Origin of the sequence: Ferdinandcohnia sp. QZ13, assembly GCF_031324165.1 — a bacterium.
Classification (GTDB): domain Bacteria; phylum Bacillota; class Bacilli; order Bacillales; family Bacillaceae_L; genus Ferdinandcohnia.
The window spans coordinates 1,462,162-1,489,094 of record NZ_JAVIVW010000001.1 but is presented as its reverse complement, the minus strand read 5'-3'; the positions used below and the strand labels follow the sequence as shown (position 1 = coordinate 1,489,094).

Annotated in this window: 26 protein-coding genes; 19 read left to right on the top strand and 7 right to left on the bottom strand. The window is 38.7% G+C overall.

Going from position 1 to position 26,933, the window contains the following annotated elements; genetic code table 11:
• The first annotated feature begins 80 nt into the window (after positions 1–80).
• From RGU12_RS07185 to RGU12_RS07110, 15 genes are all read left to right on the top strand, one after another.
• Complete coding sequence (locus tag RGU12_RS07185; protein ID WP_309535454.1) at positions 81–1,400, top strand: phenylacetate--CoA ligase family protein; 1,320 nt, start codon at positions 81–83, stop codon at positions 1,398–1,400.
• Between the two features lie 30 nt (positions 1,401–1,430).
• Positions 1,431–3,464: a hydantoinase/oxoprolinase family protein gene (locus tag RGU12_RS07180; protein WP_309535453.1), complete on the top strand. Its 2,034-nt coding sequence runs from the start codon at positions 1,431–1,433 to the stop codon at positions 3,462–3,464.
• A gap of 2 nt (positions 3,465–3,466) precedes the next feature.
• Complete coding sequence (locus tag RGU12_RS07175; RefSeq protein ID WP_309535452.1) at positions 3,467–3,829, top strand: acetone carboxylase subunit gamma; 363 nt, start codon at positions 3,467–3,469, stop codon at positions 3,827–3,829.
• A gap of 14 nt (positions 3,830–3,843) precedes the next feature.
• Positions 3,844–6,009, top strand: coding sequence for a hydantoinase/oxoprolinase family protein (locus RGU12_RS07170; RefSeq protein ID WP_309535451.1), 2,166 nt, complete (start codon positions 3,844–3,846; stop codon positions 6,007–6,009).
• The gene (locus RGU12_RS07165) at positions 6,006–8,057 is read left to right on the top strand and encodes a hydantoinase B/oxoprolinase family protein (RefSeq protein WP_309535450.1); all 2,052 of its coding nucleotides are present in this window, start codon (positions 6,006–6,008) and stop codon (positions 8,055–8,057) included. The genes RGU12_RS07170 and RGU12_RS07165 overlap by 4 nt, the downstream gene beginning before the upstream one ends.
• Positions 8,058–8,081: 24 nt before the next feature.
• Positions 8,082–9,023: a uroporphyrinogen decarboxylase family protein gene (locus RGU12_RS07160; RefSeq protein WP_309535449.1), complete on the top strand. Its 942-nt coding sequence runs from the start codon at positions 8,082–8,084 to the stop codon at positions 9,021–9,023.
• Between the two features lie 287 nt (positions 9,024–9,310).
• A complete protein-coding gene (locus RGU12_RS07155; RefSeq protein WP_116351417.1) occupies positions 9,311–10,117 on the top strand; it encodes an SDR family NAD(P)-dependent oxidoreductase in 807 nt (268 codons plus the stop codon).
• A gap of 49 nt (positions 10,118–10,166) precedes the next feature.
• On the top strand, positions 10,167–11,432 hold the full coding sequence (locus RGU12_RS07150) for an MFS transporter (RefSeq protein ID WP_309535448.1): 1,266 nt from the start codon (positions 10,167–10,169) through the stop codon (positions 11,430–11,432).
• 162 nt (positions 11,433–11,594) lie between these two features.
• Positions 11,595–12,344 (top strand): SDR family NAD(P)-dependent oxidoreductase, encoded by a 750-nt coding sequence (locus RGU12_RS07145; protein ID WP_309535447.1) that lies wholly within the window; start codon positions 11,595–11,597, stop codon positions 12,342–12,344.
• A 13-nt stretch (positions 12,345–12,357) separates the two neighbouring features.
• The gene (locus RGU12_RS07140; protein WP_309535446.1) at positions 12,358–13,092 is read left to right on the top strand and encodes an SDR family NAD(P)-dependent oxidoreductase; all 735 of its coding nucleotides are present in this window, start codon (positions 12,358–12,360) and stop codon (positions 13,090–13,092) included.
• Positions 13,093–13,160: 68 nt separating this feature from the next.
• Positions 13,161–13,580: a MarR family winged helix-turn-helix transcriptional regulator gene (locus RGU12_RS07135; RefSeq protein ID WP_309535445.1), complete on the top strand. Its 420-nt coding sequence runs from the start codon at positions 13,161–13,163 to the stop codon at positions 13,578–13,580.
• A 204-nt stretch (positions 13,581–13,784) separates the two neighbouring features.
• A complete protein-coding gene (guaD, locus tag RGU12_RS07130) occupies positions 13,785–15,164 on the top strand; it encodes a guanine deaminase (protein WP_309535444.1) in 1,380 nt (459 codons plus the stop codon).
• Positions 15,165–15,323: 159 nt separating this feature from the next.
• A complete protein-coding gene (locus tag RGU12_RS07125; RefSeq protein WP_309535443.1) occupies positions 15,324–15,872 on the top strand; it encodes an NADPH-dependent FMN reductase in 549 nt (182 codons plus the stop codon).
• A gap of 91 nt (positions 15,873–15,963) precedes the next feature.
• A complete protein-coding gene (locus RGU12_RS07120; protein ID WP_309535442.1) occupies positions 15,964–16,959 on the top strand; it encodes an MsnO8 family LLM class oxidoreductase in 996 nt (331 codons plus the stop codon).
• Between the two features lie 473 nt (positions 16,960–17,432).
• Positions 17,433–17,882 (top strand): ferritin-like domain-containing protein, encoded by a 450-nt coding sequence (locus tag RGU12_RS07110; RefSeq protein ID WP_309535441.1) that lies wholly within the window; start codon positions 17,433–17,435, stop codon positions 17,880–17,882.
• Between the two features lie 57 nt (positions 17,883–17,939).
• On the opposite strand, the gene RGU12_RS07105 is transcribed toward RGU12_RS07110, so the two are convergent.
• The 4 genes from RGU12_RS07105 to RGU12_RS07090 all read right to left on the bottom strand — a co-directional run bounded on the left by RGU12_RS07105 (position 17,940) and on the right by RGU12_RS07090 (position 19,820).
• Positions 17,940–18,305, bottom strand: coding sequence for a carboxymuconolactone decarboxylase family protein (locus RGU12_RS07105; protein WP_309535440.1), 366 nt, complete (start codon positions 18,303–18,305; stop codon positions 17,940–17,942).
• Between the two features lie 20 nt (positions 18,306–18,325).
• Positions 18,326–18,460 carry a hypothetical protein gene (locus RGU12_RS07100; protein ID WP_309535439.1) on the bottom strand — a complete coding sequence of 45 codons (135 nt, stop codon included), beginning with the start codon at positions 18,458–18,460 and terminating at the stop codon, positions 18,326–18,328.
• 89 nt (positions 18,461–18,549) lie between these two features.
• The gene (gene splB, locus RGU12_RS07095; RefSeq protein ID WP_309535438.1) at positions 18,550–19,575 is read right to left on the bottom strand and encodes a spore photoproduct lyase; all 1,026 of its coding nucleotides are present in this window, start codon (positions 19,573–19,575) and stop codon (positions 18,550–18,552) included.
• Positions 19,572–19,820 carry a transcriptional regulator SplA domain-containing protein gene (locus tag RGU12_RS07090; RefSeq protein ID WP_116351404.1) on the bottom strand — a complete coding sequence of 83 codons (249 nt, stop codon included), beginning with the start codon at positions 19,818–19,820 and terminating at the stop codon, positions 19,572–19,574. The genes splB and RGU12_RS07090 overlap by 4 nt, the downstream gene beginning before the upstream one ends.
• 170 nt (positions 19,821–19,990) lie before the next feature.
• Here RGU12_RS07090 and RGU12_RS07085 point away from each other — a divergent pair, with 170 nt between their 5' ends.
• Positions 19,991–20,416 (top strand): YugN family protein, encoded by a 426-nt coding sequence (locus tag RGU12_RS07085; RefSeq protein WP_116351403.1) that lies wholly within the window; start codon positions 19,991–19,993, stop codon positions 20,414–20,416.
• A 61-nt stretch (positions 20,417–20,477) separates the two neighbouring features.
• Here the strand turns inward: RGU12_RS07085 and uvsE (RGU12_RS07080) are convergent, their stop codons facing one another.
• A complete protein-coding gene (uvsE, locus tag RGU12_RS07080) occupies positions 20,478–21,443 on the bottom strand; it encodes a UV DNA damage repair endonuclease UvsE (protein ID WP_309535437.1) in 966 nt (321 codons plus the stop codon).
• Between the two features lie 60 nt (positions 21,444–21,503).
• Positions 21,504–22,457: a UV DNA damage repair endonuclease UvsE gene (gene uvsE, locus RGU12_RS07075; RefSeq protein ID WP_309535436.1), complete on the bottom strand. Its 954-nt coding sequence runs from the start codon at positions 22,455–22,457 to the stop codon at positions 21,504–21,506.
• 203 nt (positions 22,458–22,660) lie between these two features.
• Here uvsE (RGU12_RS07075) and RGU12_RS07070 point away from each other — a divergent pair, with 203 nt between their 5' ends.
• Entirely contained in the window at positions 22,661–23,491 is an 831-nt protein-coding gene (locus RGU12_RS07070; protein ID WP_309535435.1) for a hypothetical protein, read from the top strand.
• Between the two features lie 226 nt (positions 23,492–23,717).
• Here RGU12_RS07070 and RGU12_RS07065 read toward each other — a convergent pair whose 3' ends face one another.
• On the bottom strand, positions 23,718–24,737 hold the full coding sequence (locus RGU12_RS07065) for a YeiH family protein (RefSeq protein WP_309535434.1): 1,020 nt from the start codon (positions 24,735–24,737) through the stop codon (positions 23,718–23,720).
• A gap of 113 nt (positions 24,738–24,850) precedes the next feature.
• Here RGU12_RS07065 and RGU12_RS07060 point away from each other — a divergent pair, with 113 nt between their 5' ends.
• Positions 24,851–25,768, top strand: coding sequence for a LysR family transcriptional regulator (locus tag RGU12_RS07060; RefSeq protein ID WP_309535433.1), 918 nt, complete (start codon positions 24,851–24,853; stop codon positions 25,766–25,768).
• Positions 25,769–25,908: 140 nt separating this feature from the next.
• Entirely contained in the window at positions 25,909–26,919 is a 1,011-nt protein-coding gene (locus RGU12_RS07055; RefSeq protein ID WP_309535432.1) for a macro domain-containing protein, read from the top strand.
• Positions 26,920–26,933: the final 14 nt, after the last annotated feature.

The window sequence follows — 26,933 nt, the reverse complement described above, 5'->3', positions numbered from 1 at the left end:
TAGTGTTTTGTATCCTTTACAATTAAAACATAATATTCGAAATTATTAAAAATTCGAATAGAAGAGAGAGGAGGCTAATCTTGTTCACATATAAAAAGTCAGTTGAGGAACAAATACCACCAGAGAAACTTAAGCACTTACAGGAAGAAAAGTTAAGAAAACAAGTCCAGTATATGTATTTAAATTCCCCCTTGTATGCTAAAAAATTGGATCAAGCAGGAATTCATCCTATGGAGATTGAAACACTTGATGATTTACAAAAGCTCCCTTTTACGGAGAAATTCGAAATTCGTAAAAGCCAAGAAGATACCTCTGATTTAGGTTCACATCAATGTATTGATTCAGATAGGATTATAAGAATACACTCATCATCTGGTACAACAGGAAGGCCGACATATGTAGGAATCACAAAAAAGGATAGTGCAGTGTGGACAGATATTGTATCTAGAGTGTATTACACAGCAGGTGTAAGACCACATCATAAAGTTATTTTTGCAATGGGGTTGTCATTCTTTGTGGGGGGACTCCCGTTAAAAGATGGGATTGAGAATTTGGGAGCTACTTTTATTCCTATTGGAACTGGAGCTTCTGAGAGAATCGTTACAACTTCCCTGCATCTAAAACCGGATGTGCTTTTATGTACTCCATCTTACGCTAATTATCTAGCTGACTATATTCGTTCAATTGGTATGAATCCAAGAGAGTTAGGATTTAAGTTAATTGGTACAGGTGGTGAACCAGGAGGTGGTTTACCAGAGGTTAAGCAGAGGATTGAACAGGATTGGGGTGCAAGGGTTTTTGAAGCAATGGGAAATGCTGATATGGCACCCGTTCTTTTCTCAGAATGCCCAGCAGGAGATGGTATGCATTTTGTAGCTCCAGACTATGTAATTTGCGAACTAATTGATCCAGATACTGGTAAGGTTAAGCCTTTTGAGAATGGAAATGAAGGAGAATTAGTTTATACCGCTATTGATAGAGAATGTGTACCGCTTTTAAGATTTCGCACAAGAGATTTGATTTCGGTTAAAACTGGTAAGTGCTTATGTGGCAGCACGAGTTTTCGTATTCGATGCATTGGTCGAACAGACGATATGTTAATTATACGTGGCGTGAACGTTTTTCCATCGGCTATAAAAGATGTAGTAAGTAGTTTCTATCCAAGAACAACAGGTGATATCCAAATTCTATTAGAAAAACCAGGCCCAGCGATGGAACCACCATTGCAAATTAAAGTGGAGCATGGTATGAGCCAAGAAAAAGATTTACCATTGTTGAAAAAAGAGCTAGAAGAAACATTAAGATCCAAACTCATGTTTCGGGCAAATGTTGAATTAGTTCCTGAGGGTACCTTGCCTCGCTTTGAAATGAAAACAAAGTATGTAAAGGAAATCTACTAAACTTTAAAAATGTATTAAGGAGGTTTTTACATGGCGCAGTACACTGTTGATATTGATACAGGAGGAACTTTTACGGATGGGTTCTTTTCCTATGGTGATCGCTTTGAAGTGGTAAAAGTAGAAACGACACCGCATGATTTAACTGTTTGTTTTAATAATTGCATTACGGAAGGTGCGAAGAGATTCGGTCATGAAAATGTAAGCGATTTCCTTAAGGATACGAAGACAATAAGACTTTCTACAACTGTAGGAACAAACTCTATTATCCAAAGAACTGGACCAAAGCTAGGGTTAATAGTGACAAGAGGATACGAAGATTCATTGTACCAAGAAGGTAAAAACCCGATTTTGAATTTTTTAATTCAGGAAGATTTAATAGTTTCTATTGATGAAGAAGTATCTGAAGGTGGGGAAGTTCTTAAATCAGTGGATGAAGTTGAAATAAGACGAGTAACAAAAAAATTATTAGAACTAGGAACAAGAGTAATTGTTGTTAGTTTAAAAAATGCTCATGCGAACAATCAAAATGAGAAACTAGTTCGAAAGATTATCCAAGAAGATTTTCCAAAGCATTATCTAGGTACAAAACCAATTCAACTCGGCAGTGATATTAGTTCAAGATCCGATAATGGGGTACGAACAAATGCAGCTGTGGTTAATGCTTATCTTCATCGTGATATGGTTAAGTATTTATATAAAGCGGATGAAGGATTAAGACAAAAGGGATATACAAAGCCATTGTTAATAGCTCATGCCAATGGTGGTGTTGCGCGTGTCGCAAAAACAAAGGCATTGGATACGTACAATTCCGGTCCTGCAGCAGGGTTAATGGGAACGAGATACATCGGTGAAATGTATGGTCTCGATAATATCATGTCTGTTGACGTGGGAGGCACTAGTACAGATGTAGGATTAATTTCTAATGGAGAGCTTACATTCGATACAGAATCAAGTATTGCGGAAATTCCAGTACATGCTCCTTTAATTCATGTTTTATCAGTTGGCGGTGGCGGTGGAACCATTGCTAAAGTAACTCCAAATGGAGAGCTTCAATTAGGACCGGAAAGTGCAGGGGCAGTACCCGGACCAGCATGTTTTGGACTTGGAGGAATAAAACCAACAGTAACGGATGCTTGTGTCGTTCTTGGTATCGTTGACCCTGATTACTTCTTAGGTGGAACAAAGAAAATATCAATGGAAAAAGCAATCGAGGCTATTCAAAAATGGATCGCCACACCGTTAAATATTTCAAATGAAGAGGCGGCAGCACTTATTGTTGATAAAATTGAACAAATTGGTGCTGACACACTAAAACAGCTTTCGAACGAAAGAGGAAAAAATATAAAGGATTTCCAACTCTTCTCATTTGGGGGAGGCGGAGGACTATTTTCTGCTGGGATGGCTAAGAAAAGTGGAATCAGTAAAATTTTCACTTTCCCTTTTAGCTCTGTGTTTAGCGCATTCGGTCTTTCAACAGCCGATATTTCCCATACGTATCAAGAACGAGTCGATTTCCAATTTGGGCCACAAGAAGAGATTGGTGAATTTCTTATTAATGCAAATGTCAGTATTGAAAATATGAAAAAACTATCTCATCGTGATATGCGTGGAGAAGGATTTTCTCCAGAATCTATACGATATGAAGTTTCCATAGAGGTTGCTTCAAATGATGAAAAGGTTCGAGATATTTTCTTTTTACCTAGTGATGTTTTTCATAGCACAAATGAACAGTATTTGAGAGAGGAATTGCAATCTATTTCTAAGCAATTAGGTTCAGACAAAATCGTAATCGAATTTATTCGATTAAATAGTTATGTAAGCGCTTCTCATTTTGCGCTACCATCCTTAGAGTTGGTTAATTTTATTCCAGAACCGAAATCGATAAGACCAATTTACTGGAAAGGAAATGTAATCAATACAAATATTTATGACATTGAGGAGTTAAAGCCCAATCATAAAATTGATGGACCTGCGGTTTTAGAAAGCTCAAATACTACGATCGTTGTTCCACTTGGTGCAAAGTTTAGAATGGACCAACATTTAAACGGGATTATGGAGGTGTAGGGATGAGAAGAAGAATAACTGAGTATATATCTTTAGATTTACAGAAGGAAGTTTGGGTATGTAATAAATGTGATCATGAATTGAATTCAGCACATGAGAATTATAAGAAAGGTTGCCTCATCTATGATCGTGATCCAAGTGAAATACATCAACCCCATGTGGAAGGGAAATACACATTTTCTCCTGATGCGAATTGGGTTCGTTTAGTTGAATTTTATTGTCCTGGCTGTGGAACGTTGGTCGAAACAGAAGTTTTAGCACCTGGACATCCAATTACACACGACATTCATATAGACCTAGAATCATTAAAACAAAGAACTATCGAAGAGGAAAGACAACAGAAGCAAGTATTTAAGAATGTGTAAGGGAGGAAAAATAAATGACAACAAAAATTAGGGCGACAATCGATATTGATATAGGTGGAACTTTTACAGATTGCTTTATTAGATACGGAGACCAATCTGTTATTTCTAAGAGTCCAACTACTGGATATGATTTATCAGTCGGTTTTATTAAAGCTATTGAAAACGGAGCGGAACTTCTTGACTTAGATCTTGACGAACTATTGGAAGAAACGGACATGATTCGTTATTCTACTACAGTTGCGATGAATAAACTTATCGAACGAAAAGGGCCAAAGCTTGGATTTATTACAACCGAGGGATATGAAGATATGCTCTATATAGGAAAGGGAAGCCAATGGCAAGATGGAATTAGTTCATTAGATAGTAGGAAAATTGCTGAGGTAAGCAAGCCGATTCCGTTAATTCCGAGAGAAAACGTAGTGGGTGTAAAAGAGCGAATTGATTATACAGGGGAAGTAATTCGTCCACTTGATGAAGAAGATTTTAAAGATAAACTGCAGTATTTAGTCGATCAAGGAGTAATGGGCTTTGTTGTATCTACTTTATGGTCGTTTAAAAATCCTGTTCATGAAAAAAGAATTAAGGATCTCATTGAAGAGGAATATCCAGAGTATTACCTCGGGAATATGCCAGTTGTTCTTTCAAGCGAGGTTATGCCTAAGAGATATGAGTATACTCGGTCGAATATGGCGATTTTAAACGCTTATCTCCACCAGGCGATGGCAGAAGAATTATCGAATATTGGAGATGAATTACGCGATCTAGGATACAGGAATCCACTTCTGATGGTTCATAATACAGGAGGAATGGCAGAAGTTTTCCGTACATCGGCAGTTAATACGTATAATGGCGGGCCAGTTGCTGGAATCATTGGCAGTAATCAAATTGGTAAGTTATATGATTACCCTAATATCGTTGTGACGGATATGGGTGGCACGAGCTTTGATATTGGGCTTGTAGTGGACGGAGAGACAAACAATTATCAATTTAAACCAGTTATTGATCGCTGGCTAGTTGATATGACAATGTTAGAAAGTAAATCAATTGGAACAGGTGGAGGCTCAATAGCATGGATTAACGATGTACTGGGTGGGCGACTAGAGGTTGGTCCTCGAAGTGCAGGAAGTTTTCCAGGCCCAGTAGCCTATGACCAAGGTGGAACGGAGCCAACAGTGACAGACGCAGATCTTGTATTAGGTTATCTAAATCCAGATTATTTTCATGGCGGGAACTTAATGTTAAATATTGAAAAAGCAAAACAAGTGATTGAAGAAAAAATTGCAAAGCCATTAGGTGTAGATGTCTATGAAGCTGCTTATCTCATTAAAAAAGTTTGTGATGGAAATATGGCAAATATTATCCAGAAAGAAACCTCTCTTCAAGGAAATGACCCTAAAGATTTCGTGCTGTTTGCTTTAGGAGGAGGCGGTCCTGTACATGGTGCTGGTTTTGGGTTTGAAGCAGATATTCCCAAAACAATCGTTTTACAACAGTCACCTGTGTTCTGTGCCTTTTCATCTTCTATGATGGACATCATGCACATTTATGAACAATCCAAACACATCATTCTATTAGAACCTGGAACAAAGAAGTTTTTAACAGACTATGAATCCCTTAATTCAGTCGTACGTAATCTTCAAGAAAAAGCCATCCGAGATATAACGGGTGAAGGGTTCCATCCAGAGGATATTCAATATCAATTAGAACTCGATATGAAATATGGTGGTCAACTCAATATTAAGAGGGCTGTATCGCCTACCCTTTTTATAAACAGTCCTGAGGATGTTCAAAATCTATGGGATAGTTTTACAGAAGAATATTCAAATGCATATAGCTCAATCGCAGTTTACCCTGAAGGTGGAGTCGAAATCGAAAATGTTGTATTAAAAGCAACCGTTCCACAGGAGAAATTTCATTTTATTCAAAATGAAGCTTCAGGTGAAGACGCAAGACATGCCATTAAAGGATCTCGGAAAGCATACTGGCCGGAACTTGGTGGGTTTGTAGATACTAACATCTATCAGCTAGAGGATTTAAGCAGCGGTAATAAAATTGAAGGTCCAGCCTTAATAGAATCACCACATACAACGGTTGTATTACCACCTGATGTTGTTTATACAGTTGATCAATATTTAAATGGTTTAATCGAAAAGAAAACAGTTGAGGGGGTAACGGCATGATTGATTTCGGTATTAATGAACGAATCCATCCAGAACCAATTGATGAATTTGAACAAACGGCCCTTGATAGTTTAAAGCCTGGGGAATATGAGATTTATAGTGAAAAGTTAAACCAATTAGTGCTAGAGGCAAAAGAAGTCTTAACGAAAATAGGAGTTTCCTCCATGCTTCACTCAGGGGATATTGTCGTGGGCTTGTATACAGCAAAAGGTGACCTTGTTGCAGCTTATTGTGGCGTTTATCTACATGCTGTTACTACTCAAATTGGAATTAAATACATTCTTAAGCATTATAAGGATGATCCTACAATTGGGATAAATGAAGGCGATATATTCTATGCGAATGAGGCCCTTTATGGTGGGGTTCATAATCCAGACCAAGTCGCGGTTATGCCAATTTTCCATGAAGGTGAGCTTGTTGCATGGGCTGCAGCAGCAGTACATCAGCCTGAAACAGGTGCAATAGAACCAGGTGGTATGCCACTAACAGCAAAGTCTCGTGCTGATGAAGGGATGAAATTGCCACCAATTAAAATTGGAGAAAACTATCAAATTAGAAACGACATGTTAAATATGATGGCAAACATGGTTTCTAGGGCGCCAAGAATGCAGATCATTGATACCAAAGCACGTGTTGCTGCATGTGACCGTTTGCGTGTTCGTGTCCAACAACTCATTGAGAAAAAAGGAGTAGATCTTGTTGTTGGTGTGATGAGGAAAATGTTAATAGTAGCAGAGGAGGGAGCCCGAAAGCGTATTTCTAGCTGGCAAGATGGAGTATACCGTTCAGTTTCTTTCATGGATACAATGGGAACAAACGATTCATTGATGCGGTGTCAATTAACATTAACAAAAGAGGGAGACACACTCACATTTGATTTCACAGGTTCTTCCCCTGAAAATGATGGTTCATTTAATAGTTTTATGCACATCGTTCGCGCACATATCGCAATCTATTTATTTGGTGTCCCTTTTGCAGATTTGCCAACATCATCTGGTATCTTTTCTTCAATCAAGGTAATTGTTCCACAAGGTACATTTTTAAACGCAAATGTCGATGCTTCAGTAGCTAACTCACCGATAACAAATAGTTGTGTACTATCTACAACTTCTAATGCATTTGCAAAAATGCTATATGCAAGTGGAGTAAAAGAGCTTTCAACAAGTGGTTACGGGGCAGGTGGTTGTGCAGTTGTCATCGCTGGTCAAAACCAATGGGGTGTTCCTTTTGCTGATATGCTTGCAAACGTACTAAATAGTGAAGGTAGTGGGGCCAGAACACATCGTGATGGAGATAATTCTTTTGGTTTTCCTTGGGGCTGGTGGGGGAAAGCTCCTGATGTAGAAGATATGGAGAATGAACAGCCTCATGTCCATTTATATTTTAAGCATTGGAAGGATTCAGGAGGATTTGGAAAATATCGTGGTGGTGCAGGAACAAATGTCGCATGGGCAGTAAAAGGTGTTCCATTCTTAGTTTACCAATCTATTATTAAGCATCATAAAGTTCCAATCACTCAAGGATTATTTGGTGGATACCCTCCACCGTCACATCCTGGTATTAAGATTGTAAATGCCAATTACTTTGAGAAAATGAAAAATGGGGATGCAGATATTCCTGTCGACACGGCAGAACTTGTAAAAAAACGCTCAATTGAAGGAGACTACGTAGTCGAGCGTGCACCACGTCCAGCCGCACCTGTTATGGATGGTGATATTTATGTAGCGAATTCAACCGGTGGTGGTGGCTACGGTGATGTGCTTGATCGTGAACCAGAAAATGTCATCAAAGACTTAAAGGATGAACTCATTTCAGATTGGGTAGCCCAAAATATCTACAAAGTGTCCTATGACCCTGAAACGCTAACTTTAGATGAGGAAAAAACCGAAAAGCTAAGAGAGTTGGAAAGAAAGGACCGATTAGGACGAGGAAAAAGCTACGATGAATTTATTGTGGAGTGGTCTAAAAAGCAACCAGCTGAAGAAGCACTTGTCTACTATGGCAGCTGGCCGAACGCAGAGCCATTACGACAAATTGTCCGTATGTAACTTTTCATAATAAGGAGTTGTTTTATGGATAAAAAAGAATTAGTTCAAAAATTTTTTAAAGGTCGGGCTGTCACTCGACCGCCTTTTCTCCCATTGGTAGGTACTTATTTAACAAAAGTGGATCAAGTTTCAATTCCTTCGATTTTACAAGATGCGAATACTTTTTATTCGGCTTTATTAAATACTCAAAAACTTCTAGGCTATGATGCTGTTATTTTACCATTGGACCCTTCTTTAGAGGCAGAGGCCCTCGGTGGAATTGTCGAATGGAAGGATCAAGAAATGCCTAGTGTAAAAGAAATACCAATTACTCAGGAATTATTATCATCGGATTTTTTGGAAAGAGGTAGAGTGCCAATTGTAAAAGAGGTTACCCAACGATTGGTAAAGGTTCGAGGTAAGGATCTACCAATAATTGCAACTATAACTGGACCAGTCACTATTCTAAAAACTCTTTATAGAACAAAATGCAATTCGGATTTAGGATTAATGAGGAAGCAAATTGAGGAAATAACAAAAGCTTTGATAGGACTCTGTCAAGCTTTTGGCGATGCTAAGGTAGATGGCATCCTCATTAATGAAGATTTGTTAGATACGGCTTTATGGGAAGAATGTAAAAGCGTTTATAAAACTTTGTTCAACGTAATTAAATATTATAATATTTTTGGTATTTTCCGGCTACCACCAGAGGTTGAAGTCTTTGAATCAACAAGTTATTTTTCAGAAATTGTATTAGGTTCAGAAAGATTTATTACAAATGCCACTTCTATGAAAATAAAAGGAATTGCATTATCAACTTCAATATGGGAAGAAAATTTGGATCTTACTCAGTTAGCTTCATTGTGGAGAGAAAACAAAAAAAGAAGACTGTTTTTATCGTCTAGCCAACCACTTGATTTAGAAATAAATTTAAATAGTCTTCAGGAAAAAACTGCTATGATTTGCAATGAGGAAAATTGGCTTTAACAATATGGAACTCACCTTATAAACAGAAGGTGAGTTCTTTTTGGTGCGTCCGCTTGGGCTATAACTGTGGTAAAAGTCCGCTACAGGCTTGGCAATGGGAGCTGTTAGCTGATTGCAAAAGATGTCCATCTTGAGGAGTATTTTATGATTTGAATGGCGCCAAAGTATACCAAAAATACTAAACTTTGTGGTTGCAATGTAGAAACGATTCTGCTAGTATTTAGTTGCTTAATTGTTAGATATCTAAATATTTAACAATGAACATTATTTTGAAAGGGGTTTCGAATATGGGGAGAGTAACGGATAAAGTTGCGTTAGTAACGGGTGGCGCTTCAGGTATTGGATTATCATCTGCGACATTATTAGCAAAAGAAGGTGCCAAAGTTGTTATTGCCGATTTTAATGTAGATGGAGCAAGGGAAGCAGCCCAAGAAATAAAGTCTAATGGTGGTGAGGCTGTTGGGATCTTTCTTGACGCCGGTGATGAAATCTCAATCATGGAGGCTGTTGAATTTACCGTCAAGGAATATGGTACTATCAATGTTCTTTACAACAATGTGGGTTCTACTAATCTAAGAAAAGATTTGGATATTGTGAACATGGATCTTGATGAGTGGGATCGTCTCATGAACTTGAACTTAAAGAGCGTATTGCTTGGAACAAGATTTGCAGTTCCACACATGATTAAAGCTGGTGGTGGCTCTATTATTAATACAGCATCGATGGCTGGGTTTTTTAGCGACTCCATCCGTTCTGCATATGGAGCATCAAAAGCGGGTGTAGTAAATCTTACAAAATATATTGCTACGCAATATGGAAAAAACAAAATTCGCTGTAACGCGGTTGCGCCAGGCTTAATTTTAACACCTGCTGCTAGAAATAACATGTCACCTGAGGTGTTGGATATTTTTGCGAAATTTAATGCGTTGCCATATCACGGAGAGCCGGAAGATATCGGGAACACAGTTGTATTCTTAGCTTCAGATGAAGCAAAGTTTATTACTGGACAAACCATTCAGGTTGAAGGTGGACATTATATCGCAAACCCAAGTATTGCTGATTTTGAGGAATTTATGAAGAAGGCACAAAGCTAAATGATGATTACTTGTTAAGAAAGTTGAGATAAAGGGAGTATGGGAGCTCATGGGAAAAAATAAAAAACGAATCCACTATGCATGGTGGATACTAGTTGCATTATGTATCATTGTGGGGCTTGGAAAAGGTGGGCTAAATAATTCAGCTGGTCTATTTTTATCCCCAATCACAAAAGATCTTGGAATTGGGATGGGGAGTTTATCTTTATATTTTAGTGTTTCAGCTGTGGTCACAATGGTTTTCTTACCAATTGGCGGAAAAATGATGGCGAAATACGATACTCGGCTCCTATTAACGATTGCGATTGTTTTGCAAGCTGGAGCATTTGCCATGTTCGGTTTAATGAAATCGGTTTGGGGATGGTATCTATTTGCGATTCCATTGGCAGTAGGTGGCGTGTTTATCACAGTAATTGCTGGACCAGTTTTAATTAATCAATGGTTTAAAAAGAGTAATGGGCTTGCACTTGGCATTCTTAGTGCGGCTGGTGGATTACTCGGTGCAATAGCACAACCAATTGTCGGTAGTTTGATTGCCGGACATGGTTGGAGATCTTCCTATATCATTGTTGGTATTGCAGTAATTATTATTGTTGTTCCTATTATCATGTTATTAATTAACAAGTCACCTCAAGACAAAGGGGTACTTCCTTTTGGTATGGGTGAAACAAACCAGAGTGGTCCTGTAAACGAAGGGGAAACAAGTGAAAAGGGCGTAGAATTAAAGGTTGCAAAAAAATCTTCTGCATTCTATGCATTAATCGTATTTTTCTTTCTCATTACATCCATTGCGAGTTTTTCTATGCATATCCCAACATATTTAATGAATAAGGGATTTGATGTAACATTTGCTGGAAATGTAATGGGGACCTATATGATAGGTGTATTAATAGGTTCACTAATTATTGGATTCTTAACAGATAGAATAGGTTCTAAAAAAACAGCAGTATTTGCGATGACCGTGGGTCTAGTCGCAATATGTTTGCTATTATTCTCAGGAACGAGCACAGGTATCATTTCGTTGGCAGTTGTCCTATTTGGCTTTATCTCATCTTCAATTGGAACATTAGGACCTGCGCTCGCATCTAGTTTATTTGGAAATAAAGAATATAGTCAAATCTATTCAACCGCATCACTAGGGTTAGCTGTGGCATCAATTCTTGCTTTACCAGCTTATGGGTATGTGTATGACTTTACTGGAACCTACACTCCGGTTTTATATGCAATTATTTTTATGTTAATCACTAATATTATTTGTGTAATTGTAGCTTTCAGAGGTAAAAAGAAAATGGAGCAAGATGGTTTGTGGAACTAAGGAATGATCGTGACTAAAGATTTGCAACGAAAAAATACTAGTGCCTTTAAATACACTTTTTGAATATAGGTTTTATTATTTGCGAGTTGTATATGAGTTTGATATAATTTTAGATGTAAAACATTTAGATATCTAAATGTATAACGAAAAGAGGTTATGATAATGAAGTTACAAGGTAAAGTTGGGATCATTACTGGTAGTGCTTCAGGTATTGGTAGAGGAATGGCTCTTGCTATGGCAAAAGAAGGTGCTCACATCGCAATAGTTGATGTGAATGAAGAAAAAGGGAGAGAAACACTCGCTGAGATCAATCAATACACAGAAGGTTTACTTTTTATAAAAGATATTTCCATTAAAGAAAATGTAAATGAGATTGTAAATGAAGTTGTAAAAAAGTATGGAAAGTTGGACATTTTAGTTAATAATGCACATGCATCAAGACAAGCATTATTTAGTGAAACCACACAGGAGATGCTCGATTTATCGTTTGGGACGGGCTTTTATCCTACTTTTCACTTTATGCAAGCAGCGTATCCAGAATTAAAGAAATGTAGAGGGAAAGTGATTAACTTTGCTTCTGGTGCAGGAATAGATGGACAAATGACACAGACTTCTTATGCAGCTGCAAAGGAGGCTATTCGCGCAATTTCTCGTGTTGCAGCAAATGAGTGGGGACCTGAAGGCATTAACGTTAATCTAATTTCACCCATCGCATTAACAGCAGGTGTTGAACAATGGCGCGACAGTGCACCTGAAATGTATGAAGCAATGGTAAACAAGATTCCATTGCGTAAACTTGGAGATCCAGAACAAGATATTGGCCGAGTGGCAGTGTTCTTGGCAAGTAGTGATTCAGATTATATTACTGGCCAAACAATAATGGTTGATGGCGGTTCAATAAAATTACGATAAGGAGTGAATGAAGATGAGAAGATTGGATAATAAGGTAGCTATTATTACAGGTGGAGCCTCTGGAATTGGTGAAGGGATGGTCAAACTATTCAGCCAAGAAGGTGCTACCGTTATCGCAGCAGATATAAACGAGGTTGCGCTTGAAAAAATTAGTCAACTTGAAAATGTATACGGGATGAAGCTAAACGTTGCTTCCGATGAGGATTGGGCAGCTTTAGCAAAAGAAGTGAATGAACGATTTGGTAAAATCGATATTCTCGTAAATAACGCTGGAATATCATCAGAAAAACCATATACTGATATCAATATAGATGATTGGCAAAAAATGCTTTCCATCAATGGTTTCGGACCATTTGCTGGGATGAAACATGTTGCTCCCTATATGGAAGCTCAAGGGCAAGGTTCTATTATCAATATATCTTCTTACACAGCACAGATTGGCCAAGGCTTTAACCATTATTCAGCTTCTAAGGGAGCAGTTCGTGCAATATCTAAAGCTGCAGCTACAACCTTTGGCCGTAATGGAGTTCGTGTGAATGCCCTATTCCCTGGGATCATTGAAACACCAATGACTCAAGCTTTAAGTGCTTCAAAGGAACTTTTAGGTCATTTAATCCAGGCAACACCACTTAAACGATTAGGAAAACCTAGTGACATTGCAAATGCAGCATTATTCCTTGCTTCAGAAGAATCATCTTATATTACAGGTGCAGAAATCGTGATTGATGGTGGATTCTCTGCCCAATAATGTGTATGCTAAAAAGAGCCCTTACCTTGTTTAAGGGCTCTTATATTTGAAAGCGGGGATTACAATTTATGAAAGAGCAAACGATTTTTGAAATCTTACATAATATGGATAAGGTAACCAATCAGTTAATCATTCAATGGAATAAGCTTTTTGAGGGAGATTTAGGAGTCTCCCATATTCTAGTGCTTGGCCACTTGAAAACGCATGGAAAAAGCCGACCTTCCGATATTGCGAAAGCATTGGGACTCACCCCGCCTACTTTAACACATCTATCAAATAAACTTGTAAAAAGAGAATTAGTGGTTCGAAAACAAGACGAGTCCAACCGTAGAGTCATTTATTTGGAAATTACGGAAAAAGGATATGAAGTTTTAAATGAAGCAAATGAAGAAGGAAAAAAACTTCGCAGGAAGCTTTTCGAAAGTCTAACGGATGAAGAAAGAAACCAATTACTAAACATCTATGAAAAACTATCAAAACTTTCGTGAGCAGTTGTTTCGTTAATTAACAAGATGAAGGCAATCTGGATAATGAAAAAATGAGGGGCGGAGAGATAGACTTCCGCCTCCTTTTTTCTTGGTCTTTGATAGGAACATATGCCACCACGTTTAATAAACAGCCATTACCGGAGCAACTATTCAAAACACGTATGCTATAATATACGATAAAAAAGCGAGATACAGGTGACGAAAATGAGTGAATATACAAGTGTGTTTCATGGAACAGCTTTTACAAGCCGTTCGCCTAAGGAAGTTGAGGTTTTGAAGGACCATCTTTTTTGTGTGAATGAAGATGGGATGATTGAAAAGGTGATAGGTCCAGAACATATTGAGTATCAACCACTTATAGATGCGTATCAACATACAAGCAACTATCACCGGTTAACCCAAGGACAGTATTTTTTACCCGGGTTTATTGATTTGCATGTTCATGCACCACAATGGGCACAAGCGGGAACGGCATTGGATATTCCCCTTTATGATTGGTTGAATACATATACATTTCCGATTGAAGCCAAATTTGAGGATATCGAATTTGCGAAAAAGGTGTATAACGAGGTGGTTCAAACGCTGCTCGCGAATGGTACGACAACGGCCCTTTATTTTGCTACCGTACATAAGGAAGCTAGTTTTCTCTTGGCTCAAATCTGTGCGGAAAAAGGTCAGCGTGGGTTAGTAGGAAAAGTGGTGATGGATAATCCTGACCAAACGGAGGATTTTTATCGTGACCATGATACAAAGACAGCACTAACTGAAACGGAAGAGTTTATTTTAGCTGTTAGGGAATTAGCAAAATCAACAAAACAGGGAGTATATCCAGTGGTAACCCCTCGATTCATCCCGAGCTGTACGAATGAAGCACTGCAAGGGTTAGGGGAATTAGCAGCGAAATATGATACTCATATACAATCCCATTGTAGCGAAAGTGATTGGGAACATGGTTATGTCAAGGAACGCTTCGGAAAGAATGATGCGTTTGCCCTTAATGATTTCGGATTATTACGTGAAAAATCGGTCATGGCGCATTGCAATTTTTTATCAGACAATGACGCAGCTTTATTTGCTGAAAAAGGGACTGCGGTTTGTCATTGTCCCATCTCCAATGCGTATTTTGCCAATAGTGTCATTCCAATTGCACGCCTTCAATCAAAAGAGGTCGAAATAGGCTTAGGCTCTGATATCTCAGGAGGTTTTTCACCAAGCTTATTTGATAATGTAAAACAGACTGTGATCTCTTCTAGAATGCTCGAGGATGGAGTGGATTCGACATTACCAGCAAGTGAGCGCGGTGTTCCCAATTCAAGAATAACACTTGATGAAGCATTCTATTTTGCCACTGCTGGAGGAGGGGAAAGCTTAAGTCTACCAATCGGACGCCTAGCAGAAAATTATGTGTGGGATGCACAAATAATAGACACAACTATCAAAACTGCAAAGCTTCCACTTTATGATCCAGAAGAAAAATCACATGATATTTTCCAAAAAATCATCTACCTGGCACGACCAGAAAACATACGACAAGTTTGGGTGCAAGGGGAGAAAATCTGGGATAGGGGTTCCTCGTCCCACTAGATTTATAAAAGGACTCTTTCTACAAAATCGGCAAGTGACAATGCTTGCCGATTTTTTATTTTATATTTGGTAGTCTTCAAGCAACCTGTTTGAAAAATAAAACAATTTCCTATAATGTGTAGGTATTAAGAATTTTTAACTCACATGGGAGGCAAAAGTATGAACATCGTAACACTCGTAGGCAGTTTAAGAAAAAATTCATTTAATATGCAAGTGGCTAAGACTATGCAGGAAAGATACAGTGATAAACTCAACATGGAAATCCCTGATATCGGTGCTTTACCTCATTTTAATCAAGACGATGAATTGGATCCGCCACAGGTTGTGAAGGATTTCAAAGCAGCGATTGCCAATGCGGACGGTGTAATCATTATTACACCTGAATACAACTGGTCGGTTCCAGGTGTATTAAAAAATGCACTAGATTGGACATCACGCGTAGAGCAAGTGTTCATCGGCAAACCTGTTATGACACTTGGTGCAACTCCTGGGATGATGGGAACGATTCGTGCGCAACTTCATTTACGTGAGATTTTAGTGGCACCAGGTATTCAGGCGAAAGTTCTACCTCCAGGTGCAAATGAGATATTGATAAACTTTGCAAGTCAAAAAATCGATGAACAAACAGGTCAATTGGTTGATGAAACAACACTAAACTTTTTAGATAGTAAAGTTGATGCATTTATTGATTTTGTGAAGACAAAGTAGGGACAGTGGGACAGGTTCACTGTCCCCTCATTTTTTTACAGTGACACTGTACCTGTCCCTGTGTCCCAATGCGAAAGGAGTATGGTGGAATATGAGATTAGGTGTACTGGATCAAGCGCCAATTACGAAAGGAAATTCTCCTGCGGATGCATTAAAAAAAGCGGAGGAACTTGCAATCTTGGCAGATGAATTAGGCTATCACCGCATGTGGATGGCCGAGCATCATGGGACTGGTTCTTATGCAAGTTCAGCTCCTGAAATCTCAGTAGCCCATTTGGCTGCGAAAACGAAGCGGATTCGAATCGGTACAGGTGGAGTCATGATGATGCATTACTCTCCACTAAAGCTTGCAGAAGTGTTTAAAACACTAAGTTCATATTCTCCAGGAAGAATTGATTTCGGAGTTGGCCGTGCACCTGGTGGAGACCAATATGCAATTTATGCTTTATCTGAAGGGCGCCAACCCATGGTAAATAATATGTATGAGAAATTCGATCTTGCCTTACAAATGTTGAAGGACGAAATCCCCGATCATCCACTCTATAAACATACAATCGCAACACCGTCTCAAGTGGTTTTACCAGAAGCATGGTTGCTCGGTTCAACTGGTAATAGTGCTGTAATGGCGGGGCGAATGGGTGTAGGCTACTCCTTTGCCCAGTTTTTCAACGGCGAAATGACGAAGGAAATTTTAGATTTATATAAAGAGCAATTTAAACCAACTGTCTTTATGGAAAAACCGGTGATTACTGTTTCCTACATGGTTACCGTTGCAGAGACAGAGGAGGAAGCAGAGTTTGAAGCATTGCCACATGACATTGCGCGCCTATGGCTCATGACAGGAAAGCTGGGACAGGTATTAACTCCAGAGGAAGCACAAAATTATCCATTAACCGAAGTGGAACGAATGAATATCCAGGAAAATCGGAAAAAGCTTCACCTAGTCGGAGCTGCTAAAGCAATTGCCGAAAGACTAAAGCAGGAGCAGGACGAATATGGATTTGATGAAGCGATGATTTGTAGTATCCCGCATTCACAGGAAAAACGCTTGAACGTATATCGATTGTTGGCCAAGGAATTATTATAAAATGATAGAAGCGTCTGCCCTATGAAGATAAAAAATGGGCTGGCGCTTCTTTATTTGGGATGAAGGGAGAGATCCCGTGCCCAACCGGACTTCTCTTTTTCTCGGACATCCATTCTTTTTTCAGAATAATAAACACATCTTCAATGCAATCTATTAAGGATAATGAGTTAAAAGGAGGAATACATAGTGAGATTAGCGGCTCATGAGCTACATGAATTAAACGAGTTAACAATGAGTTGTGTGAATTCCATTACGAATATGGCGTATATGCTACAGCATGTGCAATGTTCGGAATTTAAAAGTATTTTTAGGGGCCATGTATCAGGTTGTTGCTGAGAATCAAGAAATGATTCAACAGTTTATGAAACAATATCAAAGTCCAACCCAAGGTTCGAGTGACCAGATGTACCAGTAAGGAGATAACAAAATAGGTAAGCCTAAATCGTTCGTTACCTTTGAAAGGATGTGGGTCTTTGAAGGACAAAGAGATTGTAGTTGAAGAACTAAATACCCTATTAAGAGGAACATACATGGGGATTCGTGCTTTTGAGCATCATATCCAAAGTCTGGACGAGCCTGAATTAAAGCAAAAATTTCAAACGATTCAACAGGAGACCAAGATGAACGCGCAAAAGCTTGCGGAGCGAATTCAAAATTTAAATGGTATACCTGCGGACAGTGAAGGTGTTTCTGGCACGATGCACGGATTCATGCACAAGGTTATGCTTCCAGATCAACCAGAAGAAATTTTGAAAGATGCATTAAAAGGATTAGAAAAATATGGTGTGGAATATTCAGAGGAGCTTGTGAAGGGTGACCTCGATCCGGATAGTAAAAAGGTTGCGGAAGATGTAATTGATACAAGTCGTCGGCATGCTGATGAGATTAGATATTTATTAGAGCGAAAACACACTAATGATTAGTGTGTTTTTTTAATAAAAAAGACAGTCTACTCAAAGACTGTCTTATGGTCAATTGTATTACTGTTTCATTTGTTTCAATTCATCAATACTATCTTGAACAAGAGTAACGGCTTGACTCATAGCTGCTCCTCCGCCAAACGCTGCCGTTACACCGATGGCTTCTAGGATTTCTTCTTCAGAACAACCTTGATCTAAACAGCCTTTTGTGTGGTAGATAATGCAATATTCATCCTGTGAATATAAACTAATCCCTAAAGCAATAAGTTGTTTTTGCTTTTGAGATAAGACGCCCTCTTTAAAGCATTCTTCAGTGAACGCATTATAGAGTTCAGCTAATTTTGGCATTTTTTTAGTAAAAGTACCTATACCGGTTTTATAATCAAGAAGCGCGGCTTCTGTTGCATTTCTAGCTTCATATTCCATTATGATGTCACCTCATTTTTCTATTTAGCATTTTTGGCGTTCGGATCCATGCTATTAGCTCCGTAATCTGGTACATGGCTCGCATGTTCTTCATGGTATCTTGAACCTGAGCCCACTTCGCTGTTTCGTTTATTGTTCTTTTTTTGCTTTGCCATTTTTTTCACCTCTACTATTTTGTTTAGGACAAGGAACCTGTCCCAGCGTCCCTGGCAAGAACCTAGTCCCACCGTATTGTTACCTTGATTTAAGTGAAGTATTCTAGTTTTGCGTGTGGGAAGAATTTTTCCATGTACGCGTACAGGTGTTTTTTGATATCCTCTTCTTCATCTTTTTGATAAATATACTTTCCAATGCCATATTTACCCCATTTGTATCTTCTTTTTTCTTCATCCAATTCTAGTTTGGTCATTGGGTAGTTTTTTTCGATTACTCGCTTTGCTGGTTTTGTAAACCGGTGTTGAATGAATTCAAAGGTGAGGTCCTTTTTTGCCTCTTCGGGTAGCTCTGCATCCAAACGTTCAAACATGTGATAGTATCCCTCTTCCCATCCTTCATGAAGATAGATAGGAGCTACGATAAAACCAAGAGGATATCCGGCCCTCGCAACTTTCCCTGCAGCTTCAATTCGTTTTTCTAAAGGAGACGTCCCAGGCTCAAAATTTTTCACAATATAATCTGCATTCACACTAAAGCGAAATCTTGTTTTTCCATTATGCTCAGCGTCTAGCAAGTGATCGACATGATGAAATTTCGTCACAAATCGTAATTTCCCGTATTCTGATTTTCCAAAGTGCTCAATCGCTCGTTTAAGCGTGTGTGTTAAATGATCGATTCCGACAATATCTGATGTACAGGATGCCTCAAACCTTGTGATTTCTGGGGCACGTTCCGCCATATACTTATCAGCTGCTTCAAGAATTTCATCGACATTCACATATGTACGAATATATGGTTTCGATCCCATTGTGGTTTGTAAATAACAATAATGACAATGACCCATACACCCCGTGGCAAAGGGAATGGCGTACTCTGCTGAAGGTTTAGAGGTGTCAAATTTAAGCGTTTTTCTTACCCCCACAACAAGTGTTGATTTAGCGACTCGATATTTTTGGAAATCATTATCACCAGGCAAATTTCTAACCTGGTTGTGTGAAGTGGTATAGCGTATTTCAACATCCATTTTTTCAAATTTTTCGAGGAGCTGTTTTCCTAGCGGATAATCTAACGCTTGTGGTTCAAAATAGATGAGCTTTGGATTAAACGGCTTCATTCCATTGTCCCCTCAGTTACTTCGCCATAGTAATACTGATAGGCTTGGTTTGCTTCTTCCTCTGAGGAATAAACGGCAACCTCATCTGATAGTGGATAATACGTTTCATAAAGAAACAGGGCTAACTCATTTGGTTTCTCAGGGTGATTGACAACAGCTGCTGCCTGTATATTGGCTACGTCCTGAGTATGGGGATTTCGATAAAATACATAGACAACATCTCCAGCCTGATACATTTGTTCCATGACATCACCTCTTCCATTATTAATAAAAGCGTTAAACTCCTTATTACTCATTTTTTCAATTCGGCTTTGAAGTTATGTCTACTTGTTTATGGAAAATTGGGTTTCATGTATGTTAGAGCGTTTTTTTGAAAATAATACCAATAGTAACTATGTTATATGAGGTGAATAGTGTGATTACGTTAAATTCGGTAATTGATGGGAAAAAGGCTAATTTTGGTGCTGTTCGAGATATTTTTGATTCTCACGGATGTAGCTTTTGCAGTAATTTTGAATATGATCAAGGAAAATTTGATGCCGTGTTAAATCGTGAAAATGGAGAAACGATTTATTTACGGGTCCCTTTTTTTGTAGTGGAAGGAATGCTGGACCATTCGAGTGCTCTCATACAATTTGGGACGCCGTATGTCATTAAACATATCGTGAATTATGGGTTAGACTATGACCAAAACTCTTTTGTTACAGCAACGACTGGGCTCGATCAATTCCAAACACCACTTGATAAAGACGGACAAATATCAGATAAAAGCCGGTGGGAACAAGCGGGTGTAGAAGTAGTAGAACGTATTTACAACTCTATGAGAGATTTAGTATCGTAAAAAGGACGAAGGGCTGTCTTTGGGACAATGACTCTTCGTCCCTTTTTCTGTGATGGGCCAATTACTTCATGTAAAAAGAAGAGCCATCAATCATTTCCACATCATCCCTCAATTTGATTTCTTCCATAAGTTTAAAGAGTGCAGCATCTTTTTTCTTTGCTTCAATCATGCAGTCGATTTGTGGAACACTTCCTTTTATTTCTTTTAAAAATGTAAAAAACATCTCAATGTCAACATAATCCGAATGATGTCTGAAGGATTCCGCACTCTTTGGGCTAGAAATATGCATTTTGATCGGGAGTGGGGAATCCTTCCATGTCTGGACCACTCTGTCCCAGTGATTTTCCCAATTCGGGTTTTGATGGTGGGCTAAGTGGTGGTGATAATCAAAGACGAGGGGAATATTTAATTTTTCAGATAGGTACAGTGTATCTTCTAGAGTGAAGGATGTATCGTCATTTTCAAGCATAATCATGTTTTGAATTTTTGACGGGACGTCCATCCAATTGGTTACAAAGCGTTCAAGTGAGACATCGGTTTCTTTATAATTGCCCCCAACATGCATCACGCAGCGGTGGATGGGCTTAATCCCCATGCCCTTTAATAGGAGATAATGGAGCTTTAGGGTACGAATTGAGTTTTTTAAAATTTCCACTTGCGGAGAATTGATTAGAACAAAGTGATCCGGATGAAAATCGATCCGAATACCATGCTCCTTTGCAAAATCACCAATTTCACGAAGACTCGGTTTTAATGGTTTCATATAATTCCAATCAAGAAGCTCTTCATGGTTGGCTAAAGGGATGAGACGTGAGGTTAGCCGGTAAAAATGAATCTCAGACGCTGCATTATGCTTTAACAGCCTTAGGGTATTGTGTAGATTGGTTAAAGCAATACGCTCCAATTTCCGAATCGCTGCTTCACGGTCTTCAATTTTTTGAAATTGGGCAAATGTCATTGTTTTTGAAGGTGAAGCATTCTTTAATTCCATACTCATTGCTACATAGCCAAGACGTACCTTTGTCACCGCAGTTCACCTCACTTATTTTTCATTCAATTCTGGGACAGTGAACCTGTCTATTTGTCCCTACCATTCGACTGTTGAACTAGATATTCGTTTTACTCCTCTTATTGACGAAATGTCTTCCACAAGTTTGTGCATGGCAAGATTCTTTTGTTTTGCTTCGATCATGATATCGAAGTCCTGATTGTGGTCTTTGGCCAGTTTTAAAAAAGGCATGATAAAGTCTAACGATACAAAATCGGCATGTGATCGGAAGGCTTTATCTGATTTTGGTGATGATATATGTACTTTGGGTACGGTCGGTTTGTCGTCCCATGTTTGAAAAATACGCTCTGCATAGAGTGTTAGATCGACTCCTTCTTTATTTGCCATATGGTGGTGATAATCAAGTATCATCGGGATGTTTTCTTTTTCACAGGCAAGCAGTGTTTCTTCCACATTGTAGGTCTTATCATCATTTTCTAGTGTCATTTGGTTTTTGATTGCGACTGGAAGTTTTTTTAGGTTTTGATGGAAGCGTATGATCGATTTTTCTTTATCGCCATAGGCGCCGCCAATATGTATATTTAGGATTCCTTTTTCAAGGGAATTCAGTGCTTTCAGCATTTTATAATGAAATTCCATGTCGATTACCGCATTGGCCGTGACTTCATCCCTGGGACTTGTGAAAAGGGTGAACTGATTAGGATGAAAGCTAACCCTCATTTTATATTGATTTATAAGTTGGCTAAGCTCGTCCCATTCTTTTTTGAAGGGGGTTATAAAGTCCCACATCACTTCAGGATGGGTGGCTAAGGGGACGAGTGAGCTTGAAAGCCGATAGACCTCAATTTCATGTGCAATATTATAGTTAAGAATCCTTTTTGTATGATGTAAATTTTGTGCTGTCACGAATTTAAGCTTTTCCATCCGTTCGTCCTTAGGAAGTGCGGCATACCTTGTAAATGTTAAAGATTTAGATGGGCTTGCATCCCACAAACCCAATGCATTAGCTACATAACCAAAACGAATTTTCATTTTAGACCTCTTTAGGCATGGGTATCTCCGTCTCATTTTTCACTTGTTGTGGGACATTGTACCTGTCCCTCTGACCCATAGTTTTGTTATATTTAATGTAAGGAGAATAAGCTGTTATTATACAGACTTTTTATGGGGAGATGGTGGGGATCGAAAAGTACTTTAGGATGATTGTGGTGCTGGCTTTGGCGGGGAGTTTAGTTTTGAATTTTACTTTATTATCAAAGGTGAACGATTTAGAGGAACAATTTGGGTTTGTTGCAGGTTCACAACAAGACATTACGAATAGGATCGATGATCAAGCAAGTCAAGTGTACAGTGCATTAGAAGAATTTAAAAATGAACAAAGTTGGATGAGTCCTGTTAGCATGGAGATTGATAACAAAGGATTTAATAAGGGTGAAGCGAGTGCGAATTTTAAGTGGCAGGTAAAGGAGCTTCAGAATAATTCAGAAGTAGAGTTTCATTATTCGTTTGGTGAAAATCAAGAATTTACATCTGTTTCTGCGGAGGAACTTCAGAATGGCCTGTTTCAGGTAAATGTGCCATTTGAATTTAAAAAAGAGCCTCAATGGCAGGTTGGCCTTATTACTTCTGACTCCTACCACAGCCAAGAGGTTTCTGAAAAAGAAGCAATCGATGGACTTCAAGATACAGTTAACTTTTATGTAACTGTTTCTTATGATCATATGGTGAAAAGCAGTGAAATCCAACAAGAATCTTTAGGGGATTTGAAGTCCGGCCTTTATGGAGTTATCCAGACAGATGTTCATGTTTTTAACTCAAAATTAGATATTACGCTGATCAACTATCTAATGGATGGAGAATCGAAGTACGTTGAAAAAGCAACCCTTTTAAAATATAAAGGAAATATATTAATTGGGGAGGAAGAGCTTCAACGGGTTAAAGAAAATTCCCCAGATTCTGCAGAGCATTTCTTCCATCTCAATCAAGTCGATAAATACGAAAATATCAGACTCGTGATGAAAGTCGAATACAACAACGGCGAAACATTTGAAAAAGAAATCTATTGAGGAACCAGAGGGACGGCTCTGTTGGTTCCATTTAGGGATTTTTGGAGAACCAGAGGGACGGTTCCACTGGCTCCTTTCGGAGATTTCCGGACATTCAAAAAGGTTACCACAGGAGAGGGAGAGTGGAGTCGCATCAATTTGCAAAGGGAATCGCGTGGTCTTGATGCTTAACCGCATGGAGCCACAAGAACCGTCCTTGAGGTCCCGCAAGCTTTTTTTCCTCCTCCTAAACAATCAAGAAAACAATAATAGATAGTGCTATAGAGGTTAATGTCATTGCTACAAGAGGCCGTAATGCTTTTGTTCGCAATTCTTTTAAGCTAACATTCAACCCAAGTCCGACCATCGCTGCTGTTAACAGCCAAGTTGTTAATGAGAAGAGTCCATCCATTATATAATCCGGTACAGGAATTGAATGGCCGAATACATAGCTTCCTAAAATACTAAATAGAATAAATCCTATTAAAAACCAAGGGAATTCAATTTTTGAGCCTGTAGCATTTTTGTTTTTGTATCTCATGATACCGATTAAAATAAAGCATAATGGAATTAATAAAAAGACACGCCCTAATTTCGCTAACATTCCGATTGCGATTGCATCGTTTCCTGCTGGGGCCGTTGCTAGTGCCACATGAGCGACTTCGTGAAGGCTAGTTCCTGACCACACCCCATATTGAAGTGCGTCTAACGGTAAGAATGGGCGAAGAATTATATAAATGATAGAAAATACAGTCCCCATTAATGCTATGATCCCGACACTAATTGCTGTATCCTCGTCTTTTGATTTTACAATTGGGGCAACTGCAGCAATGGCTGCGGCACCACAAACTCCAGTTCCAACTCCTAATAATAAAGATATCGTTTTATCAGCTTTAAATAATTTCGCAAGTCCAATCGTAGTTAAAATAGCAAAAGTAATAACTCCGGCATCACGAAGTAAGAGCCAGAATCCATCTTGTAAGACAATCCCAATGTTTAATTTTAATCCATATAAAATAATCGCTACCCGCAGTAATCGTTTCGACGAAAAAGAAATCCCAGATTTTAAAGCTTCGGGATAGCCAAAGAATTGTCGATATACCACTGCGATAATAATTGCGCATGCTAATTGTCCGACATGATTAAATCCTGGTAACAATGCCAACAGATATCCAAGAAGGGCGATAAGAAATGTAAAAGCAATCCCGGCACTCCATCTGTTTTTCGTGGTTAGCATATCTTGTATGTTGAATCTTTTTAATTCCATATGAAAACACCTCCTACTTTTACTTTAAGGGGAATAGAAGTATAAGAAAAATAATTATATGTAATGCTCATGATAAGTGAAGTGTTATAATAAAATAAAGGAGGAATTGAAGGATGGATCAGCAGTTAGAGGTTTTTCTTTCAGTTGTGGATAACAAGAATTTCTCACGGGCAGCAGATGAGTTACATATGACACAACCCGCAGTAAGCCAATATATCCGAACATTAGAAGAAAAACTAGGAGTCAGACTTTTAGACCGAACTAACAAATATGTACGTGTGACCAAAGCTGGCGAGATTGTTTACCACCATTCGAAGGAAATTGTCGGTTTATATACTAAAATGGGGAGCCTGCTTGATGACTTAACAAATCAAGTAAAAGGTCCGCTTTCGATTGGAGCAAGCTATACATATGGTGAATATGTTCTTCCCCATTTAATTGCAAAGATGAAAAAACAATACCCCGACATCGAGCCAAAAGTGACGATAGGAAATACAGTAAAAATAGCAGAATTAGTGAAAAGTCATCAAATAGATATTGGAATTATTGAGGGGCCATTAAAAAAAGAAAAACAAATAGAAATCAGAGATTTTGCCGAGGACCATATGGTGATCATTGCCTCATTAAACCATCCATTGGTACGAAAAAATGGAGAGGTTACCATAACGGACCTTGAAGACGAGGCATGGATATTGCGAGAAGAAGGATCTGGCACTCGGGAAGCAGGGGAAAGTGTTTTTAAACAATTGCATATTTCGCCTAAAAACATCATGACTTTTGGAAGTACACAGGCAATAAAGGAAGCCGTTGAGGCAGGTCTAGGAATAAGCATATTGTCTCAACTTGTTGTTAAAAAGGAAATTAAACATGGGAACCTAAAAATCGTGGACTTTCCTGGACTACCTTACATAAGGAAATTCTCATTTATTACAAACTCCCCATTCCAAACCAAAGCACTCCAAGAATTTATTACCCTTCTGGGAACCGGGGGGACGGTTCCATTGGTTCCTTTGGAGATTCCTGAAAATTAAATTTAAAAGGGTATCACCAGAAAAAAGAGGGAAGCCGTGCCAATTTGCGAAAGGAATCGCGTGACCTTGTTGCTTAACTTCTTGGGACCACAAGAACCGTCCCTGCGGTCCCGTGATACCTTGAAAGGAGAAAATAAGTTATGCCATTAGAGATTGTTCGGAATGATATTACACAGATGAAGGTGGATGCAGTTGTGAATGCGGCGAACACGGAGTTAAAGATGGGGGGCGGGGTGTGTGGCGCGATTTTTAGGGCTGCAGGTGCTGAAGAGCTCCAAGCTGCATGTGATGAGATTGGTAGCTGTTTGGTCGGTCACGCCGTAATCACGGATGCTTTTAACCTCCCTGCAAAATACATCATACATACTCCCGGTCCAATTTGGCAGGGTGGCTCAAAGGATGAAGCTAATCTTTTACAATCCTCCTACTATCATTCTTTAGAACTAGCAAGGCTCCATAAATGCGAGTCTATTGCCTTTCCGCTCATTTCAACTGGAATCTATGGCTATCCAAAAGAGGAAGCCCTACAAATTGCGGTTTCTACGATTAGCTCATTTCTAATGGAGCACGATATGCTTGTCTATTTGGTTGTTTTTGATAAAGCATCCTTTGGTGTCAGCAAGAAGTTGTTTACCTCGATTCATCAATATATAGACGAACATTACGTAGAAGAATTTGAATCGACATTTAGGCGTGTCAGAAACATAGAATTTAATCATGCTGAACCTTTACTGGACGCCCAGGAAGAACTGTACGAAATTGAAGAAAACCAACAGGTCAAAAACAATTTAGTCGAGCTAGTCAACCAGCTGGATGAATCGTTTTCTGATAGATTAATCCGGTTAATCGATGAAAGAGGAATGACCGATGTAGAGACCTATAAACGAGCAAATATTGACCGTCGTTTGTTTTCAAAAATCCGCAATGAAGCGGGTTATACTCCGAAAAAGAAAACGGCAATCGCTTTTGCAATTGCATTACGATTAAATGTCGATGAAACGATTCATCTATTATCTGCTGCTGGGTACACATTGACCCATAGCAGCAAATTTGATGTCATCATTGAATTTTTCATCAATAAACAGAATTACAATATTCATGAAATCAATGAAGCTTTATTTATGTTTGACCAGCCATTATTAGGTGCTTAAAAATGTCGCTTTTA

Excerpts from the sequence above, each read along its gene's own strand:
- RGU12_RS07180 (WP_309535453.1), top strand. The coding sequence starts at position 1,431 with ATGGCGCAGTACACTGTTGATATTGATACAGGAGGAACTTTTACGGAT.
- RGU12_RS07175 (WP_309535452.1), top strand. The coding sequence starts at position 3,467 with ATGAGAAGAAGAATAACTGAGTATATATCTTTAGATTTACAGAAGGAA.
- RGU12_RS07170 (WP_309535451.1), top strand. The coding sequence starts at position 3,844 with ATGACAACAAAAATTAGGGCGACAATCGATATTGATATAGGTGGAACT.
- RGU12_RS07165 (WP_309535450.1), top strand. The coding sequence starts at position 6,006 with ATGATTGATTTCGGTATTAATGAACGAATCCATCCAGAACCAATTGAT.
- RGU12_RS07160 (WP_309535449.1), top strand. The coding sequence starts at position 8,082 with ATGGATAAAAAAGAATTAGTTCAAAAATTTTTTAAAGGTCGGGCTGTC.
- RGU12_RS07155 (WP_116351417.1), top strand. The coding sequence starts at position 9,311 with ATGGGGAGAGTAACGGATAAAGTTGCGTTAGTAACGGGTGGCGCTTCA.
- RGU12_RS07150 (WP_309535448.1), top strand. The coding sequence starts at position 10,167 with ATGGGAAAAAATAAAAAACGAATCCACTATGCATGGTGGATACTAGTT.
- RGU12_RS07145 (WP_309535447.1), top strand. The coding sequence starts at position 11,595 with ATGAAGTTACAAGGTAAAGTTGGGATCATTACTGGTAGTGCTTCAGGT.
- RGU12_RS07140 (WP_309535446.1), top strand. The coding sequence starts at position 12,358 with ATGAGAAGATTGGATAATAAGGTAGCTATTATTACAGGTGGAGCCTCT.
- RGU12_RS07135 (WP_309535445.1), top strand. The coding sequence starts at position 13,161 with ATGAAAGAGCAAACGATTTTTGAAATCTTACATAATATGGATAAGGTA.
- guaD (WP_309535444.1), top strand. The coding sequence starts at position 13,785 with ATGAGTGAATATACAAGTGTGTTTCATGGAACAGCTTTTACAAGCCGT.
- RGU12_RS07125 (WP_309535443.1), top strand. The coding sequence starts at position 15,324 with ATGAACATCGTAACACTCGTAGGCAGTTTAAGAAAAAATTCATTTAAT.
- RGU12_RS07120 (WP_309535442.1), top strand. The coding sequence starts at position 15,964 with ATGAGATTAGGTGTACTGGATCAAGCGCCAATTACGAAAGGAAATTCT.
- RGU12_RS07105 (WP_309535440.1), bottom strand. The coding sequence starts at position 18,305 with ATGGAATATGAAGCTAGAAATGCAACAGAAGCCGCGCTTCTTGATTAT.
- RGU12_RS07100 (WP_309535439.1), bottom strand. The coding sequence starts at position 18,460 with ATGGCAAAGCAAAAAAAGAACAATAAACGAAACAGCGAAGTGGGCTCA.
- splB (WP_309535438.1), bottom strand. The coding sequence starts at position 19,575 with ATGAAGCCGTTTAATCCAAAGCTCATCTATTTTGAACCACAAGCGTTA.
- RGU12_RS07090 (WP_116351404.1), bottom strand. The coding sequence starts at position 19,820 with ATGGAACAAATGTATCAGGCTGGAGATGTTGTCTATGTATTTTATCGA.
- uvsE (WP_309535436.1), bottom strand. The coding sequence starts at position 22,457 with ATGAAAATTCGTTTTGGTTATGTAGCTAATGCATTGGGTTTGTGGGAT.
- RGU12_RS07065 (WP_309535434.1), bottom strand. The coding sequence starts at position 24,737 with ATGGAATTAAAAAGATTCAACATACAAGATATGCTAACCACGAAAAAC.
- RGU12_RS07060 (WP_309535433.1), top strand. The coding sequence starts at position 24,851 with ATGGATCAGCAGTTAGAGGTTTTTCTTTCAGTTGTGGATAACAAGAAT.
- RGU12_RS07055 (WP_309535432.1), top strand. The coding sequence starts at position 25,909 with ATGCCATTAGAGATTGTTCGGAATGATATTACACAGATGAAGGTGGAT.